The sequence below is a fragment of the Moraxella sp. CTOTU49097 genome (genome assembly GCF_032064105.1).
Lineage (GTDB): Bacteria > Pseudomonadota > Gammaproteobacteria > Pseudomonadales > Moraxellaceae > Faucicola > Faucicola osloensis_B.
This window is the reverse complement of sequence record NZ_DAMBOA010000004.1, coordinates 19,306-36,648: the sequence shown is the minus strand read 5'-3', so window position 1 is coordinate 36,648 and position 17,343 is coordinate 19,306. Positions and strand designations below refer to the sequence as shown.

The window sequence follows — 17,343 nt, the reverse complement described above, 5'->3', positions numbered from 1 at the left end:
TGCGTATCGTTCAATATCAGCGGTCTTGATAAATCTGCGCCAAGATTTTGTCCGCACCTTGTGCAATGAGCGCTTCAGCCACCACCACGCCCATGGCTTCAGCAATTTGCTCAGACTCCCGTACGTCATCAACTAACGCGTTATGATGCTCTGCTTTTAACAAGGTTTTACCATCTACACTGCCGACCCGACCCTGTAAATAAATTTGTCCCTCTTGAATGGTAGCAAAGCCTGCAATCGGTACTTGGCAACCACCCTGCAAATGACGATTCATGGCGCGTTCTGCCATCACGCATAAACGGCTTGGCTCATCATTGAGCGGTTTTAGTAGTGCAAGCACATCGGCATCATCACTTCGGCATTCAATGGCAAGCGCACCTTGTCCGACCGCTGGCAAACTGATATGCGTATCAAGTTCATGGCGAATACGATCGGTAAGCCCCAAACGCGTCAAGCCACTAGTTGCCAAAATAATGGCATCATACTCACCTGCATCCAGCTTGGATAAGCGCGTGCCTACATTGCCGCGTAAGCTGATAATCTCTAAGTCAGGACGATATTGCTGGATTTGGCATTGACGGCGTAAACTTGACGTGCCAAGTTTAGCCCCTTGTGGCAACGCATCTAGACTCGCATAGTGATTTGATATAAACGCATCGGTTGGCTGCTCACGCTCACAATATGCGCCAAGCGTCAAACCTTCAGGAAGCACCATAGGTACGTCTTTGAGTGAATGCACGGCGATATCGGCACGTTTTTCATATAAGGCTTGCTCAAGCTCTTTAACAAACAGACCTTTTCCGCCGATTTTGGCTAACGGGGTATCTAGGATTTTGTCGCCTTTGGTGACCATCGGTACTAGATTGACGGTCAGGCTTGGGTACAACGATTGCAACCGCGCTTGGATATGTTCAGCTTGCCACAATGCAAGCGGGCTTTGGCGAGTGGCAATATTTAAAGTGGTTAACGTAGTCATAGCAGTATCTTTTTTAGCAAGCAATAAAAATGCCTAACTCTCTAAGCTAGGCATTTGTCAGATGGGTATCTGGCATTAATTCAGCGAGTTAGCCATCAGTATAGCAAAATGTCAGGATAATTTCTCTGACTGCTGGCTAAAGCATACGGAAACATACGAAAGACGACACTACATACACTACATTGATTGGATTTTATCGCGTAGTAATGGCAAATGACGGCGGCTAACTGCAAGCTGGTCGGGCAAACCTTTGAAACGCACTTGGTACTGACCTTGGTCAATCGCTTCAAGCATTTCTAGGTAGTTAACATTGATTAACGCATTGCGATGGATACGAAAGAACGCATCACCAAATTCTTGCTCAAGCTCTTTGAGGGTTTCATCAATTAAAACCGTGCCGCCTTTATGACGGATTTGCACGTATTTTTGGTCCGCCGTAAAGTAATAGATATCTTGCAGCGCAATCAGCTCCACCCCGCGATGGGTACGCGCCGCAATATGCTGACGATTGGACTGTGCTAACGGGTCTTCTAATCGACTGATTTCATTGAGCTGTGCATTACTAAGCAATGACGCTCTTGATAGTACCTGTAACAACTCTTCTTTGTTGGCAGGCTTTAGCAAATAGCCAATCGCGTGTGCTTTGAATGCGGCAATCGCATAATGGTCGTACGCGGTCACAAAAATAATGGCTGGTGGATTGTTAAGTTCATTGAGCTCTTTGGCGCAGCGGATACCGTCCATTTCTGGCATACGAATGTCTAACAAAATTACATCGGGTGCGGTTTCTTTGACTTTTGCAATGGCCTCAATACCTGTGGCTGCCTGTGCAACAACCTCATGTCCTTCTTCTCTTACGATACGCGTTAGCCTCTCTCGGGCCAGTGGCTCATCGTCACAGATCACAACTCTCATTGTTTACTCCTTTGCTCCTTTGAGGTCAAAAACACATGTATTTAACCCTACAAGTCTTACTTTCTTCACAATCTAATGCCAAATCCAACAAAACCGCTTGGTGAGCAATCAAACACTCATAAAATAGCGCTTAACTGATTAGATAAACTAATAAACGCACTGTTTTAAGTAGACGCAAATTAATATACCATAGTTTGTTAGATAAAATGTGAAATGCCGCGTCAGATTGGTGACTTTTTTATGCCCATTCCAACTAACAAAATGACTGGGCTAAAAAGCCGCGACATCTTTGAGGGGATAGCGAATTTGAGTCACTAACACATGTCCAGATAATTCAAAGTGAATGCTAGCTTCATCACCAAAGTACTGACGTAAAATTGCCAGTTGACTGTTAAACTGCAGTTTTTGGTGAATATCGTGACAAATCAGCTGATACGTCGTTGCCGGTAGCTCAATTTCGATATCAATTTTAGCAACATCGTTTTGCCAATCGATACTAATAGTAATGTGAATGGGGTCGGTGCTGTTTTCAACAATCAGTACAATCAGTTTTTCAATCACCATTTGCAGCGATAACGAGGTAATCACCATATCATAGAGCAAATCTTCATCGGGCAACTGCCAAGTTACTTTCAGCTTTTTATCAAAACGGTATTTTTCGATGCTCAAATAGCTTTCGCATAGCGCCATCTCATCAAGGAGCGCAATCTCACGCGTGTCATCAAAGCTCACCCGATATAGATTTGAGATATGACGAATCATTCTCTCCGCTTCATACGCATCGGTTTCTATCAGATACTGCATAGTATTGAGTAAATTAAAGAAAAAATGCGGGGTGATACGCGCCTTTAACTGCTCGTTTTGTTCGATGAGTTTTTGTTGGGTACGCAGTTCAACGCGGCGAATATTTTGGTACTGTATCTCAAAATAAGTGAGCAGCACCGCTATCATCAAAAAAGCAAACAAAGTATTTGCAATGGTTTCTAATATCAGCGCATTTAAACTGACTTCATAGCCGAACGTAAAGAATAAAATCAACCGACCTAGCAAGCTCAGTACCGGCACAATAATAAACACGGTTGACAGCAGATAGGCGGTGATTTGTTTTGAACGCCAATTAAATTCTCTGAATTTTTTGGCAGAATTCGCCACAAAAACCATTTCACCCGTCACAACTAAGCTAGTAATCACCACCGTTTCAATGCTATGGCGGATAATCAAACTGATATCATGGGTAAAAGTTAACTGCGTTACAATCGAAACCAGTGAAAAAAACGCGATATAGCTTGCCCACAGTTTGATGGTCTGTTTTTCGCTTAGATTGGGCAGGAAAAAAGTGCTGGTGAGCGGCTCTTTAATCCGCTTGAGTGAAATTTGTGAGGTATCCTCAGTTTTTGCTATACTAGCCCTAGATTTTGCAGAGGGAATTAACAGCTCCAGCAATCTCATTGTCTTTATTCCTTTCACACTTACACAAAAAATGGACGTATTATGAGCAATCAAATTTCCGCTGATTCTAGCACATCTAGTATGTGGGGTGGACGTTTTAGCGAAGCCACTGACAGTTTTGTCGCTGAATTTACCGCGTCTGTCGGATTTGACCAACGTTTTGCCAATCAAGACATCGCAGGCTCAATTGCTCATGCCACCATGCTTGCCAAAGCGGGCATTATTACCGAGGCGGAAAAAAACCAAATCGTTGGCGGTTTGACCCAAATCAAACAAGAAATCGCCGATGGCAAATTTGTGTGGTCGGTGGCGCTTGAAGACGTGCACATGAATGTGGAGTCTCGTCTGACCGCTATTATTGGCGATGTCGGCAAAAAACTACATACAGGGCGTAGCCGTAATGACCAAGTCGCAACCGATATTCGTTTATATCTGCGTGACCAAACCGATATTATTTTAGGATTACTAAAACGTCTACAAACGGGCTTACTTGATTTGGCAAGCCAGCATACCGACACTATCATGCCCGGCTTTACCCATCTGCAGACCGCGCAGCCTGTCAGTTTTGGTCATCATGTGATGGCATGGTTTGAGATGCTAATGCGTGATAGCGAGCGCTTGATTGATGGTCGAAAACGTATCAACCAAATGCCCCTAGGCGCCGCAGCGCTGGCAGGTACCACTTATCCGATTGAGCGGGAATTTACTGCCGAGCTTTTGGGTTTTGAAGGGATTTGTCAAAATTCGCTCGATGCCGTATCCGACCGTGATTTTGCCATTGAATTTGCCAGTAGCGCAAGCCTGTTAATGATGCACTTGTCACGTATGAGTGAAGAAATCATCTTGTGGATGTCAGCGCAATTTGGGTTTGTGGTCGTCCCCGATCGTTTTTGCACAGGCTCATCGATTATGCCACAGAAGAAAAATCCCGATGTACCAGAGCTGGTACGGGGTAAAGCGGCGCGCGTGTTTGGCGATATGATTACCCTATTGACCTTGATGAAAAACCAACCGCTGGCTTACAACAAAGACAACCAAGAAGATAAAGAGCCGCTATTTGATGTGGTAGATACTTTAACCGGCTCCCTACTTGCCTTTGCTGATATGCTACCAAACTTAATTCCAAATAAAGAAAATATGCGTGCCGCGACCATGAAAGGTTATGCGACCGCCACCGATTTGGCGGATTATCTAGTGCGTAAAGGCTTAGCCTTCCGCGACGCGCATGAAGTAGTGGGTAAAGCAGTAGCGTTAGGCGTGCAAAAAGGCGTAGATTTGAGTGAATTATCGCTCGATGAGCTTCAAGGCTTTAGCGACTTGATTGGTGAGGACGTGTTTGAATATCTAACCCTTGAAGGCTCGCTCAATGCCCGTAACCACATCGGCGGTACAGCGCCTAATCAAGTCAAAATGGCGATTGAGCGTGGGCGTCAGCGTATCGAACAATTAGGCTATTAATATGCCAAAACTGTTCTCGTATGGCACATTACAACAAGAAAATGTACAGCTTGCCACCTTTGGGCGTACACTGGTGGGTAGTAAAGACCAACTCATTGGCTACCAGTTGGGTGAAATCGAAATCACCGATGACGATGTGGTCGCCAAAAGTGGCAAACGTTTTCATCCGATACTACTTAAAACCAATAACCCAACCGACAAAGTGGCAGGTGTGATTTTTGACATTACCGATGATGAGCTTGCCCAAGCCGACCGCTACGAAGTCGATGCCTACGCACGAGTGGAAGGTCACTTTGACAGTGGCGCTACCGCTTGGATTTATGCCGATGCAAGCGACACAAACTAGTAATTATTAACAGGATAACAAATGGAAACTTATAACCCCGCTGACCACATGGTCATGTGCCGTAAATACAAACAAAAGCTACCCAAAATGTCAAAACCGCCGTTCCCTAACAAGCTGGGTGAAGAATTGCAAAACACCGTGTCTGCCAAAGCGTGGAATGAATGGCTAGAGCACCAAACCATGCTCATCAATGAAAATCACTTGAGCATGATTGACCCAGAAGCCAAAAAATTTATTACCGAGCAGCGCAATAAATTTTTGGATAATGAAGACTACGAACGCCCCAAAGGCTGGACAGCGCAAAAATAACCTTTAGCATGTATTCAACAAGTCTTTGACAAGGATTTTCAATGTCTCAATCGATTGAAACTATTGACCAAAAAACACGGTTAAAATCTATTTTAGGCGGTTCAGCGGGTAACATGGTCGAATGGTACGACTGGTATGCGTATGCGGCTTTTACCTTATATTTTGCCCCTGTATTTTTTCCAAAAGGCAACCAAACGGCTCAATTATTAAGTGCCGCAGCGATTTTTGCGGTGGGTTTTGTCATGCGACCGATCGGTGCATGGATAATGGGCGTTTATGCGGACAAGAAAGGTCGTAAAGCAGGTCTTACACTATCGGTAACATTAATGTGCTTAGGCTCATTGATGATTGCGGTTACCCCAAGTTATGACAGTATTGGGATTTTCGCCCCAATACTGTTGGTGACTGCTCGTTTAATTCAGGGTATCAGTGTAGGTGGCGAATATGGGGCAAGTGCCACTTACCTCAGCGAGATGGCGGGTAAAGACAAACGCGGATTTTTTTCCAGTTTTCAATATGTTACGCTAATTTCTGGGCAGTTAATTGCGCTGGTGCTTCTGATTATTTTACAGCAAGTCTTAACCCCTGCTGAGCTCAAAGCTTGGGGCTGGCGGATTCCGTTTGTCATTGGGGCTTTATTGGCGTTTTTCGTATTTTATATTCGCCGTGGCTTGCTTGAAACAGAATCCTTTAATAAAGTTGATACAAGTAGTTCGCAAAAAAAATCCAGCGCATTGGCGTTATTTAAAGAACACCCGAAAGCGGCATTTACGGTTATTGGATTGACCGCAGGCGGTACCTTGGCATTTTATGCTTACACCACTTATTTGCAAAAATTCTTGGTCAACACGTCAGGCTTTAGTAAAGAGTCAGCGACCCAAATCACCGCTATTGCATTATTTATTTTTATGCTTTTGCAACCTGTGGCTGGGGCATTATCCGATAGAATCGGGCGTAAGCCGCTGATGATAGGATTTGGTGTGATGGGGGTGTTATTTACTTACTTTATTTTTAACACCTTGGCAGGCACGACAGACCCGTGGATGGCGTTTGCGTTATGTTTGTTTGGTTTGATAATTGTCACAGGCTATACCTCAATTAATGCCGTAGTCAAAGCTGAAATGTTCCCTGCGCATATTCGTGCGTTGGGCGTGGCGTTACCCTATGCCATTGCTAATACTTTGTTTGGCGGTACAGCGGAGTATGTGGCACTATCCTTCAAGCAAGCAGGTCATGAAGAATGGTTTTTCTTGTATGTGACGATTATGATTGGGATTTCATTGATTGTTTATACTCGTATGAAAGATACCAAAGAGCATAGCTTAATTAATCATGACTAGCCCACTCATAAAAGGCTAAAGTTAGCCAACAAAAAACCCCAAATAGATTTATTTGGGGTTTTTGCTTTTTTGGTGTTGATTAAACCATGACAATCAAAGTTTAACCCATTTAGGCAGATAATAAATAACGCAGTTAAAGCCTTAAGCTTGCGCTTCTTCTTTACGCACTGACAGTTTTTCACGGATACGTGCTGATTTACCAGAACGGTCACGTAGGTAGTAAAGTTTGGCACGGCGTACATCACCACGACGTTTTACTTCAATTTTTGCAATTTGTGGTGAATGGGTTTGGAACGCACGTTCAACACCTACACCACTAGAGATTTTACGTACGGTAAACGCAGAGTTTAAGCCGCGGTTACGTTTAGCGATAACAACACCTTCAAATGCTTGTAGACGCTCACGGTCGCCTTCACGCACTTTTACTTGTACGACAACAGTGTCACCAGGACCAAAACTTGGTACGTCTTGCTTAAGCTGGCTATTTTCGATTTGTTGAACCAAAGGATGTTTGTTACTCATGAGATTTTCTCCTCTCACTGGGGACAGAGGCTAAGCTGACTATGGTTAGTTGGCGTCAGCAAATGCGCATACTCCCCGCTAATTTTATGTGCCTTGATAGCAATCGACACGATTAGGGCATCCGTCAAGTGGATGAATCTGGGTTGCTGTCTTTAGCAGATTGCTCTGCTTCTGTCAGCCATTTTTGTTGCTGTTTGGTTGGCACAAAGGCTTGCCACAAATCAGGACGTCTTAGCTGGGTGCGTGTTGCCTGCTGAATAAATCGCCACTTGGCGATATTAGCATGATGTCCTGACAACAGCACGTCAGGCACTTTCATCCCTTGAAATTCAGTCGGTTTGGTATATTGTGGACAATCGAGCAAGCCATCCACGAAGGAGTCTTGCTGCGCCGATAAATCATCACCCATTACATTGGGCAATCGGCGTATCACACTATCCATCAATACCATCGCGGGCAATTCACCGCCTGTCAGCACGTAATCACCAATTGAGCACTCGATATCGACATACTGACTCAGTAGTCTTTCATCGATGCCTTCATAACGACCGCATAACAAAATCAAGCCGTCATATTGGCAAAAATCAAGCACCCTGCTTTCGCTCAGTGTCTTGCCTTGTGGCGATAAATAAACCACAGGACAGGTTTTACCGCGCGCATTGGCTTGCGTTTTGGCGTAGTCGATGGCTTTTTGTAACGGCTCTGCCATCATCACCATGCCAGGGCCCCCACCAAACGGACGCTCATCGATGCGCCGATAATTGTCTGTGGTAAAGTCTCTTGGGTTAATCAGCAAGATTTCCGCTTGCTTGCGAGCGAGCGCCCGCCCAGTGATGCCAAAGTCAGTAATACTAGCAAACATTTCGGGCAAAATGGTTATTACCGCAAAAAACATACGCTACACTCACTTTAGCTTGGCATTAACAATGCCTTGTTAATTGACAACTCCCATCGAATAAATGCTAAGCACCCATCAAGGATGAATACGCAAATGTCAGTTATCAATGCTAGTTATCAACGTTTAGTAATCACTGCCCCAATCAACCATCAGGGTTTGCTTGGCTAAATTCACCTCGCCAATGGTCTGTTTGTGCCAGGGAATCAGTCGTTCTTCACCATCCACACTATCAGCAGTCGGCTCGACTACCATAATGGCATGCGCCCCTGTTTCAAACAGCTCTTTTACCCGTCCTAAAATGACATTTTCTGACTGGCTAATCACCGTCAAACCAATCAAATCTGACCAATAATATTCGTCTTCTGCAAGCTCAGACAGATTGTTTTTTTCTGCCCAAAGGCTCACGCCAAACATGGTTTCTGCGATATTGCGGTCGGGCACTTCGTTAAGTTGTACCACGTAGCCTTTACCTTGTTGTCGCCAGTTTTTTACCGTTAAGGTCTTTTGACCCATGGCAGTATTGATGACCCAAGGCTGCATATGAAATATCGCTTCACGGTCTTCAGTAAAGCTAAATACCCATAGCCAGCCATGAATGCCATAAGGCTTTTTTAGCTCACCGATTTTAAACAGCGATGCGTTAGCCTCATTGGTATGCAAGTCTGTCGGTTGTTTTGCCATATTAAAGTCCGCTCTACTTAATTTTTATAAAAAATTAAGCCGTTGCTTGTGCTTTGCTAGCTGCTTTAAATAAAGCGGCAACACGGTCAGAAGGTTGGGCACCTTTGTTGATCCACGCTTGGTAAGCGTCAGCGTTGATGCGTAATGGCACTTCTTGACCTTGCGCTAGTGGGTTAAAAAACCCGATGTTTTCGATGTAACGACCGTCACGGGCATTGCGTGAGTCGGTTACCACGATTTGATAAAATGGGCGTTTTTTCGCACCACCGCGTTGTAAACGGATAACTACCATAATGTTCTCTCTGTGAATGCAATCAATTGAATCTAGTTCAGTGGTTAGAGCCTAAAAGACCCAAACAATTGAAAAAACGGCATAAATACAGTTTTAGCAAAGTTTAGGTACACCAAAAAGGGCAATAGTTTAGCATATTTTTATCAAAATCAATAGCTTTTTGGGCTAAATTTTGACTTTTTATATTTAGCGCAAGTTTAATCACATTGAGGCGATAGCATCACTCACAAGTCGATAAAACCAGTGCATAAAACCAGTCAATAAGAAAGGCGCTTATTTGCGCCTTGTTTAATGATTGAATAGCCTATTATGTCAATAGCAGCCAATTATCGTTTCATCGTTTCAATCAGCACATATACCCCTGCCCCGACCAGATAGCCAATCAGTGCAAGCCAAGTGATTTTTTTCATGTACCACATAAACGGGATTTTCTCCATGCCCATCGCTGCCACGCCCGCGGCTGAGCCGATAATCAAACAGCTACCGCCTGTCCCCGCACAATAAGCCAAAAACTCCCAAAACATGCCATCTTGACGAAACAGCTCAAGGCGCGCTGCCTCACCTGCCGCCGCTTGCGCGATACTGGCATCGGTGGTCAGCGGATACATATTCATTGCCCCTGCTACCAAAGGCACGTTGTCCACGATTGAGGATAACAAGCCAATCATGACATTGATGAGATACACATTGCCAAAAGTGGCATCCAGCCATTTTGCTACGTCACCGAGTATGCCCGCAGTGGCAAGTGCTGCCACCGCCAATAAAATACCGAGGAAAAATAAAATACTGGGAATATCAATGCGGCTTAGTACGCCTTCAACCCCGATACGCTCACGGATATAATCATCTTGGTGACGGTGCATGATTTCAGTGACCATCCACAGTACAGCCAAGCCAAACAACACGCCCACATAAGGGGGCAAATGGGTAATGGTTTTAAAAATTGGCACAAATGCCAATGCCCCCAAACCCAGTAGTAACACTGTCATGCGCGTTTTTTGACTGATGCTGTCTTGAGCGTTTGATTTGATGGTAGCACGTAGGCTTTCGATACGCTGCTCTATAGGCATACTAGCCAATTCACTGTCAGATTCTTGTCCGCTTGGCAGTACAGGCGCGGTCACGGTTTGACCCTTTAGCTGCATCATCACCAAGCCCATTGGGATTAATGTACATACGATACTTGGGATAAACACATTTGCCATAATGCCTGTTGCTGTAATCTGCCCACCAATCCATAGCATGGTGGTGGTGACATCACCCACAGGTGACCAAGCGCCGCCTGCATTGGCAGCAATCACAATAAGACCGGCAAAATACCATCGCATTTTTTGGTCATCAATCAATTTGGACACCAGTGATACCATCACAATGGTGGTGGTTAAGTTGTCGAGTAACGATGAGAGAAAAAAGGTGATAATCGTAATAATGGCGAGTAGCTTACTGGCATTTTTGGTATGGATTTTATCGGTAATCACTCGAAAGCCATCATGCGCATCAATCAGCTCAACAATCGCCATCGCGCCCATCAAGAAGAACAAAATCTCGGCGATTTCTGCCAGATGCTCACGTAACTGCTCACCGACAAAATGCAAGGAATCTTGATGATTGGCAAGACTGGCGGTCACCGAATGGTTGGCAACAAGCGTATCGATACCAAAGCTCAGCAGTACCCATAACGCAATCGCAGTCAGTAGCGCGCTGGCAGCTTTGTTGACATGGATGTTGTGCTCAAAGGCAATCGCCATATACCCTAATATAAAAATCCCTGCTATCACCACGTATAACATTATCGCTACCCCTGTTATGCTAATACCCACATGCAAAATATCTTAACCTTAGTTGGCATTATACGGTAAAATTATTGCCAAATTCTAGCGACACGCATTTTGACCAACCTAGCTCAATTTGCGCCAACTGACAACAGGACAACCCCATGACGACGTTATCAACTATGCCAACTTTAATTATCCCTGCCATTGACCTCAAAGACGGCAAATGTGTCCGCCTAAAACAAGGGCGTATGGAAGACGATACCGTATTTAGTGACGACCCTGTCGCAATGGCAAGCCGCTGGGTAAAAGAAGGCGCTCGACGCCTGCATTTGGTGGATTTAAACGGTGCTTTCGATGGTGTGCCGGTGCATAAAGACGTCGTCACCGCGATTGCCAAAGCCTACCCAAATTTACCCATACAACTCGGTGGCGGTATCCGTAGCCTTGACACCATCCGTCATTATTTAGAAGCGGGTTTGACCTATATTATTATCGGTACCAAAGCAGTCGAACAACCTGAATTTGTTGAACAAGCGTGTCAAGAATTTGCCGGTCATATCATTGTGGGTATTGATGCCAAAGATGGCATGGTAGCGACGCATGGCTGGGCAAATGTGACCGATGTTAAAGCGGTAGATTTGGCAAAACGCTTTGCCGATGCAGGCGTGTCTTCTATCGTCTATACCGATATTGCGCGTGATGGTATGATGCAAGGCGTCAATGTCGAGCAAACGGTCAACTTGGCAAAAGAAGGCGGCATTCCGGTGATTGCCTCAGGTGGGGTGACGGACTTACAAGACATCGAAAATCTAAAACCCTACAGTGATTATCTTGAAGGTATCATCACAGGCCGTGCCATTTATGAAGGTACCCTCGATATTGCTGCGGCGCAGGCGCTTCTCGATAGCTAGCAGGCGCTACTCGCTCGATAGCTAAATGATATTTAATTCGCTATATGACGGAAGGTCAGATTAATTCTACCTTCCGTTACTTTTTTGGTCTTAGGCAGGCTGTGTAGCCAATGACGTTGGGTCTGTCCGCGCATGACAATGAGCTGTCCATTTTGCAAGGGAATCTCGACTTTTTCCTTGGTGATGCGGTGCTTGAATACAAATTTACGGGTTGCCCCTAGTGAGATAGACGCGATAATGGGCTCATTACCCAGTTCGCTTTCATTATCGGCATGGTAGCCCATACCATCATCGCCTGTGGGGTAATAATTAAACAAACAGGCGTTAAAATTTGCGCTCATCTGTTGCTCAGCTAGCAGCAGTTCTATGTGCTGTTTTAATGCCAAAACATCCGCGGTCCAAGGCGTTGCCGTCTTACGTTGTCCAGAATAGTGGTAGTCGTTTTCACTCATCCACACGATTTGGCGGTGGGTGACATGGGTTTTGCCAAAAATTGTGACAACGTCATGCTGCCAAGGTAAATGCGTTAAAAAATGCCGATAAAGCGCATTGGGCTCATCAGCGGAGTTGTCAAAAACCTGCCCAAAATCATTGACAATGCCATCGTATGGCAATAAATTCTCATTGGGATTGGCGGCAAATAATGTCATGTTAGCTTGTCAACTTTAGCTTTTGAAAAATGAGCTTGGCGCATAATTCTGGCGCTTCAAGTGGCAGTAAATGTCCATAGTCATTGAGTACCGTCATTTGCTCATTGGGTACGAATTTATCCCACATTTGGCGCACTTGTTGACTGATAAACATCGACGGCTTACCGATGATTAACTGCACAGGTACTTTGTTGTCGGCAATAAGCTGTTGTAATGGCTTCATAATCAGCGGTGTACCAAAATAATTGGCGAGCTCTTGCTTGGGTGAAAAACGTAGCGTGAGTTCAGCAGATTGACCAGCCTCTAAACTATTTTTGGCATAGGTTAAAAGGTGTTCATCGGTGATACGTTTGTACGCTTTATGACGGCGAAGAAATTGATAATACGCATCCACACTGTGCCAGTCGGCTTGTTTGACTTGGGTGCTTTTAAAGGGTTCTCGGGTCATTTTCACCATGCGTGGCACCAGACTATAAAGCTTGCCTTGCTGATTGGTAAAGGTGACAGGCTCAAGCAAATAAAGCGCGCTAAACAAGTCTGGGCGTTTGGCAGCCGCCATGGTGGTGGCAGTTGCCCCTTGAGAATGCCCGATACCGATGATTGGTTTGTCCTGTGTTTTTTGCAAAAATTCGATTAAGACATCCGCATCTTCTTCACGAGTCATTTTGTCCGCGGTCGGTTTATCGTACCATTCCCCCCGCATGGTTAGCGCGGTGATGTTAAGATGTTGCGCTAAATCGCTCAAGAGTGGCTCATAGACGCCTAAGGCAAAGCCGTTACCGCCGTAAAAATGGGCAGTCTGGCTGGCGGTGGGGTTTTTGATGTTATAGTATTTGGCGTTTTTGCCATTTAGCTTGATGCGTTGTTCTTCCATGCCAATTGTCCTAATTAATCACTTTTTTAGCCACTTTTTAGTGACTAAAAGGTGACTAAAAGGTGACTTGGTTACTTGATTATAAGACCCAGTGAAAAGTTATGGCTACCCGTTTTGTGACTTGGCATTCACGCTTGCCGTTGGGCGGTATCAAATCTAAAGTAAGTTGGCACTTCTTTTATTTAATCATCTTCGCCAAGAAAACCGCCACTTTGTCTTGCCCACAATTTGGCATACACACCATTTTGAGCTAAAAGCTGGGCATGGCTACCTTGCTCGACAATTTGCCCTCTATCCATCACCACCAATCTATCCATCGACGCAATCGTCGATAATCGGTGGGCAATTGCAATCACGGTCTTGCCTGCCATCATATCGTTAAGGCTGTCAGTGATGGCGTATTCCACTTCGCTATCGAGTGCCGAGGTCGCTTCATCGAGGAGCAAAATCGGGGCATTTTTGAGCATGACACGGGCGATGGCAATGCGCTGGCGTTGTCCACCCGAGAGTTTGACCCCTCGTTCACCGACTTGGGTATCCAAGCCGACATTGCCTTTGGCGTCGCTTAAATGTTGGATAAACTCCCACGCATGGGCTTGTTTGGCGGCGCTGATGATTTGCTCATCGGTGGCATCTGGGCGACCATAGGCAATATTTTCTCGCACGGTGCGGTGCAGTAGTGAGGTATCTTGGGTGACCATGCCGATTTGTTGGCGTAAGCTTTCTTGGGTGACATCGCTGATATTTTGATTATCAATCAAAATCGCACCACCATCGACATCATAAAAGCGCAGTAGCAAATTCACCAAGGTTGATTTACCTGCGCCAGAGCGTCCCACTAGACCGATTTTTTCACCTGCTTTAATCTCAAGGTTAAAATCATCGAGTAGTTTTTGTTTGGCATCGGCGTCATTGGTTTTATTACCACTGCGACCATAATTAAAATCGACATGGCTAAAGTTGATTTCGCCTTGCGTGATGAGTAAATCCCTAGCGTTCGGCTTATCTACCACGGTATGCGGTTTTGACAAGGTTTTCATGCCGTCCTGCACGGTACCGATATTCTCAAACAATGCCGCCGTTTGCCACATTATCCAGTGGGTCAATCCATTAAGACGCATCGCCATCGCAGTCGCTGCCGCAATCGCCCCCACGCTCAAGCCGTTGTAATACCACAGGTACAAACCGAGGGCTACCGTAGTGCCGACCAACACCACATTAATCAAATGATTAACCAGCTCAAGGCGGGACACCCAGCGCATTTGGTCATGCACCGTACCCAAAAACTGGCTCATCGCATCTTTGGCATAAGTCAGCTCACGGCGAGAGTGGCTAAATAATTTTACTGTCGTGATATTGGCATACGCATCCGTAATCCGCCCGGTCATCAAGGCACGCGCATCGGCTTGGCGACTGGCAGAGTTTTTAAGCTTGGGGATAAAATACGCCACAGTGGCAAAGAACATCACCATCCACAACAGAAATGGGATAAGTAACCAACCATCAAGATGAAATAAAATAATGCCACTACTGACAAAATACACCAATACATACACCAGCATATCGGCAATGGTCATAATGGTATCGCGCACCGCAAGCGCGGTTTGCATCACCTTGGCAGACACCCGACCGGAAAACTCGTCTTGATAAAACTGCATGGATTGACCGAGCATTTGACGATGAAAACGCCAACGCATCTGCATCGGGAATACGCCTTGCAGGGTCTGAAAATGAATCAGCGAACTTAACCCAACCAAAATCGGGCTGACCACCAACACGGCCGCCATCATTAGCAAACTATCGCCTTTTTCTGCCCACAGATTAGCGGGCGTATAGGCACCCAGCCAGTTGACAATATCGCCAATCCACTTGTACAGTAGCGACTCATACACGCCTATCAAGCCTGTCAAGAACATGAAGGCAAAAATCCAACCGCGCAGACCCTTGGTACACGCCCACAGAAACTTCAGAAAATTATCCGTCGGTAGGTTGTAATTGTCTTCTGGATAGACTTCCAGCCGATTTTCAAAAAAACGAAATAAACTCATAATTGATTATCAGTAGTTTAAAATTATCTGTGTTATTTTAGCAGATATTGAGGATTGATAGCAGGGTTGCTGACGGCTAGCTACAATCCTTTACATACAAGTAAACAATTTTCAACTTAATCCTTGAGCGGTAATTATCAAAGCTTTTCTATCGCTATAAAAAAGCCATTATCCTAGAATAATGGCTTTTTTTGCGGCTTTTTTTGAGGTTGGTTCAGCCGCTACAATATTGGGTAAAAGTGCAAAAATAAAGCAATACAAATGACATTCTTAGGAAGCCTTATAAAGCTTTTGCGATAGATTGATGATAAGGCAAATTTACTGCGGTTAATTCGCCTTTTTTTATCCACTAATCAAACCGATAGATATCCATACCCAGATTGTAGTGAGCAAAGCTTTCATGCACCACCGACATCACATCCCCTGCACCACGTGCAAAAAATACAGGCAGTAAATGCTCGGGCGTTGGGTGATTGTGGCGCGCCAAGCTATGCGTCTGCCAATCAAACATCGTTTTGTCATTGGCTTTTAGCTGATCTATTATCCAGTATTTAAAGGTTTTGGCTTGCGGCTCAATCTGTTGGCTATTAAAACGCACATTGTATAAGTTATGGGTAATACTGCCCGATGCCACAATCAACACCCCTTGTTGCCGTAGCGGCGCAAACAACTGCCCAAGCTGATACAACTGACTGGGGCTAAACCCGTGTGGCAACGACACCTGCACGATTGGCACATCGGCATTGGGGTACATGTGTAGCAGCGGTGTCCAAACACCATGGTCAAATGGTTGATTGTCGACCACTTTAACCGCCACTTGCATTTGCGCTAGCTGCTTGGCGATACTTTGCGCAGCGGCTGGATGACCGGCTGCGGGGTATTGGATTTCAAATAACGCTTTAGGAAAGCCCCCAAAATCATGCCAAGTGCTCGGGGCTGGATTGGCGTTGATCAACCACTCGCCACTTTCCCAGTGCGCCGACATGATGATGATAAGCCTAGGCTTGGGTAAAGTTGCACCGAGCTGATGCAGCGCCTGAGTAAATGGTGTATCTTCGATCGCAATCGTCGGTGCGCCATGCGAGATAAATAAACTCGGCAGCGTTGGCTCATCAATGCTTGCGCCTAATACATCGGTTAATGTTAAACCCTTCATGGCGACCTCCTATTGTTATCATCTAAAACTTTTATCATCTAAAACTTTTATCAACTAAGATTTTTATTACCTAAGATTTTATTAACTAGGCACTGACAGCTTGTCCGCGATTATCAACGGAGAAAGCACCCGCGCCTGCGACAGATAAGTATAAGAAAGCAAAGCTATACAGCACAGCGGCTTCCCCTTGGTTGAGCAGTGGCAACCAAAAATTATCAATGCCCGCGTGCATCATAAAGTATGCCACCGCCATTTGACCTGACAAAATAAAGGCGACAGGACGCGTGAACCAGCCCAAAATCAGTAACACGCCACCGACCAATTCTAACACGCCTGCTAAGCCCATCAGCGAAAACAATTGCAAGCCATCAAACATCGCCACATGCGGCACCCCAAATAATTTTGCCATGCCATGTAGCATAAAGGTGTAGCCCAGTACAATGCGAAGCAAGCCAAGTACATAAGGTTGGTATCGAGAAACATTGTTCATTGTTGTGTCCTATTAGTCTAAAATTACAGTCATGAATATATGTGATGACGCCATTATATTGATATCTTATTAAGAGAAAAACACATAAAATATTGATATATTATTTCTTATTAGTTGATAATTGAAATGACGCATTCAAGCATTAATTAATTGTATGCATTAACTCACTTAAGGATACACATGGATACGCTCAAAAGTTTGCAAGTGTTTCGCACCATCGTAGAAAAAGGCAGTTTTACCAAAGCCGCTGATG

18 protein-coding genes are annotated in these 17,343 nt (G+C 45.0%); 5 read left to right on the top strand and 13 right to left on the bottom strand.

Features of this window, described 5'->3' with window-relative positions:
- Nucleotides 1–16: 16 nt before the first annotated feature.
- The 3 genes from hemC to RT064_RS03855 all read right to left on the bottom strand — a co-directional run bounded on the left by hemC (nt 17) and on the right by RT064_RS03855 (nt 3,340).
- Nucleotides 17–976: a hydroxymethylbilane synthase gene (gene hemC, locus RT064_RS03865; RefSeq protein ID WP_204155318.1), complete on the bottom strand. Its 960-nt coding sequence runs from the start codon at nt 974–976 to the stop codon at nt 17–19.
- Nucleotides 977–1,153: 177 nt separating this feature from the next.
- Nucleotides 1,154–1,891 (bottom strand): LytR/AlgR family response regulator transcription factor, encoded by a 738-nt coding sequence (locus RT064_RS03860; RefSeq protein WP_101964397.1) that lies wholly within the window; start codon nt 1,889–1,891, stop codon nt 1,154–1,156.
- A gap of 270 nt (nt 1,892–2,161) precedes the next feature.
- Entirely contained in the window at nt 2,162–3,340 is a 1,179-nt protein-coding gene (locus tag RT064_RS03855; RefSeq protein ID WP_313061673.1) for a histidine kinase, read from the bottom strand.
- 81 nt (nt 3,341–3,421) lie between these two features.
- Between RT064_RS03855 and argH the strand changes: the two genes are divergently transcribed.
- From argH to RT064_RS03835, 4 genes are read left to right on the top strand one after another with little or no spacing between them, the layout of a single operon-like run.
- A complete protein-coding gene (argH, locus tag RT064_RS03850; RefSeq protein ID WP_313061965.1) occupies nt 3,422–4,798 on the top strand; it encodes an argininosuccinate lyase in 1,377 nt (458 codons plus the stop codon).
- Between the two features lies 1 nt (nt 4,799).
- On the top strand, nt 4,800–5,144 hold the full coding sequence (locus RT064_RS03845) for a gamma-glutamylcyclotransferase family protein (RefSeq protein WP_313061670.1): 345 nt from the start codon (nt 4,800–4,802) through the stop codon (nt 5,142–5,144).
- 21 nt (nt 5,145–5,165) lie between these two features.
- Nucleotides 5,166–5,453 carry an oxidative damage protection protein gene (locus tag RT064_RS03840; RefSeq protein ID WP_313061668.1) on the top strand — a complete coding sequence of 96 codons (288 nt, stop codon included), beginning with the start codon at nt 5,166–5,168 and terminating at the stop codon, nt 5,451–5,453.
- 41 nt (nt 5,454–5,494) lie between these two features.
- Complete coding sequence (locus tag RT064_RS03835; RefSeq protein WP_313061667.1) at nt 5,495–6,793, top strand: MFS transporter; 1,299 nt, start codon at nt 5,495–5,497, stop codon at nt 6,791–6,793.
- Nucleotides 6,794–6,934: 141 nt separating this feature from the next.
- On the opposite strand, the gene rplS is transcribed toward RT064_RS03835, so the two are convergent.
- The 5 genes from rplS to RT064_RS03810 form a co-directional block, all read right to left on the bottom strand.
- Nucleotides 6,935–7,315 carry a 50S ribosomal protein L19 gene (gene rplS / locus RT064_RS03830; protein ID WP_007115984.1) on the bottom strand — a complete coding sequence of 127 codons (381 nt, stop codon included), beginning with the start codon at nt 7,313–7,315 and terminating at the stop codon, nt 6,935–6,937.
- 124 nt (nt 7,316–7,439) lie between these two features.
- Nucleotides 7,440–8,210 (bottom strand): tRNA (guanosine(37)-N1)-methyltransferase TrmD, encoded by a 771-nt coding sequence (gene trmD / locus RT064_RS03825; RefSeq protein WP_313061664.1) that lies wholly within the window; start codon nt 8,208–8,210, stop codon nt 7,440–7,442.
- Between the two features lie 126 nt (nt 8,211–8,336).
- Nucleotides 8,337–8,894: a ribosome maturation factor RimM gene (gene rimM / locus RT064_RS03820; protein ID WP_062333456.1), complete on the bottom strand. Its 558-nt coding sequence runs from the start codon at nt 8,892–8,894 to the stop codon at nt 8,337–8,339.
- A gap of 34 nt (nt 8,895–8,928) precedes the next feature.
- Nucleotides 8,929–9,186 (bottom strand): 30S ribosomal protein S16, encoded by a 258-nt coding sequence (gene rpsP, locus RT064_RS03815; protein WP_007115987.1) that lies wholly within the window; start codon nt 9,184–9,186, stop codon nt 8,929–8,931.
- Between the two features lie 326 nt (nt 9,187–9,512).
- On the bottom strand, nt 9,513–10,976 hold the full coding sequence (locus tag RT064_RS03810) for an SLC13 family permease (RefSeq protein ID WP_313061658.1): 1,464 nt from the start codon (nt 10,974–10,976) through the stop codon (nt 9,513–9,515).
- Between the two features lie 164 nt (nt 10,977–11,140).
- Between RT064_RS03810 and hisA the strand changes: the two genes are divergently transcribed.
- On the top strand, nt 11,141–11,872 hold the full coding sequence (gene hisA / locus RT064_RS03805; RefSeq protein WP_409519526.1) for a 1-(5-phosphoribosyl)-5-[(5-phosphoribosylamino)methylideneamino]imidazole-4-carboxamide isomerase: 732 nt from the start codon (nt 11,141–11,143) through the stop codon (nt 11,870–11,872).
- A 32-nt stretch (nt 11,873–11,904) separates the two neighbouring features.
- Here hisA and RT064_RS03800 read toward each other — a convergent pair whose 3' ends face one another.
- The 5 genes from RT064_RS03800 to RT064_RS03780 form a co-directional block, all read right to left on the bottom strand.
- Entirely contained in the window at nt 11,905–12,522 is a 618-nt protein-coding gene (locus RT064_RS03800; protein ID WP_313061653.1) for an alpha-ketoglutarate-dependent dioxygenase AlkB family protein, read from the bottom strand.
- Nucleotide 12,523: 1 nt separating this feature from the next.
- The gene (locus tag RT064_RS03795; protein ID WP_313061650.1) at nt 12,524–13,396 is read right to left on the bottom strand and encodes an alpha/beta fold hydrolase; all 873 of its coding nucleotides are present in this window, start codon (nt 13,394–13,396) and stop codon (nt 12,524–12,526) included.
- A 182-nt stretch (nt 13,397–13,578) separates the two neighbouring features.
- Nucleotides 13,579–15,444 carry an ABC transporter ATP-binding protein gene (locus RT064_RS03790; RefSeq protein ID WP_313061647.1) on the bottom strand — a complete coding sequence of 622 codons (1,866 nt, stop codon included), beginning with the start codon at nt 15,442–15,444 and terminating at the stop codon, nt 13,579–13,581.
- A 349-nt stretch (nt 15,445–15,793) separates the two neighbouring features.
- A complete protein-coding gene (locus RT064_RS03785) occupies nt 15,794–16,600 on the bottom strand; it encodes a DODA-type extradiol aromatic ring-opening family dioxygenase (RefSeq protein ID WP_313061644.1) in 807 nt (268 codons plus the stop codon).
- Nucleotides 16,601–16,685: 85 nt separating this feature from the next.
- Entirely contained in the window at nt 16,686–17,090 is a 405-nt protein-coding gene (locus RT064_RS03780) for a DoxX family protein (RefSeq protein WP_313061642.1), read from the bottom strand.
- Between the last annotated feature and the right edge of the window lie 253 nt (nt 17,091–17,343).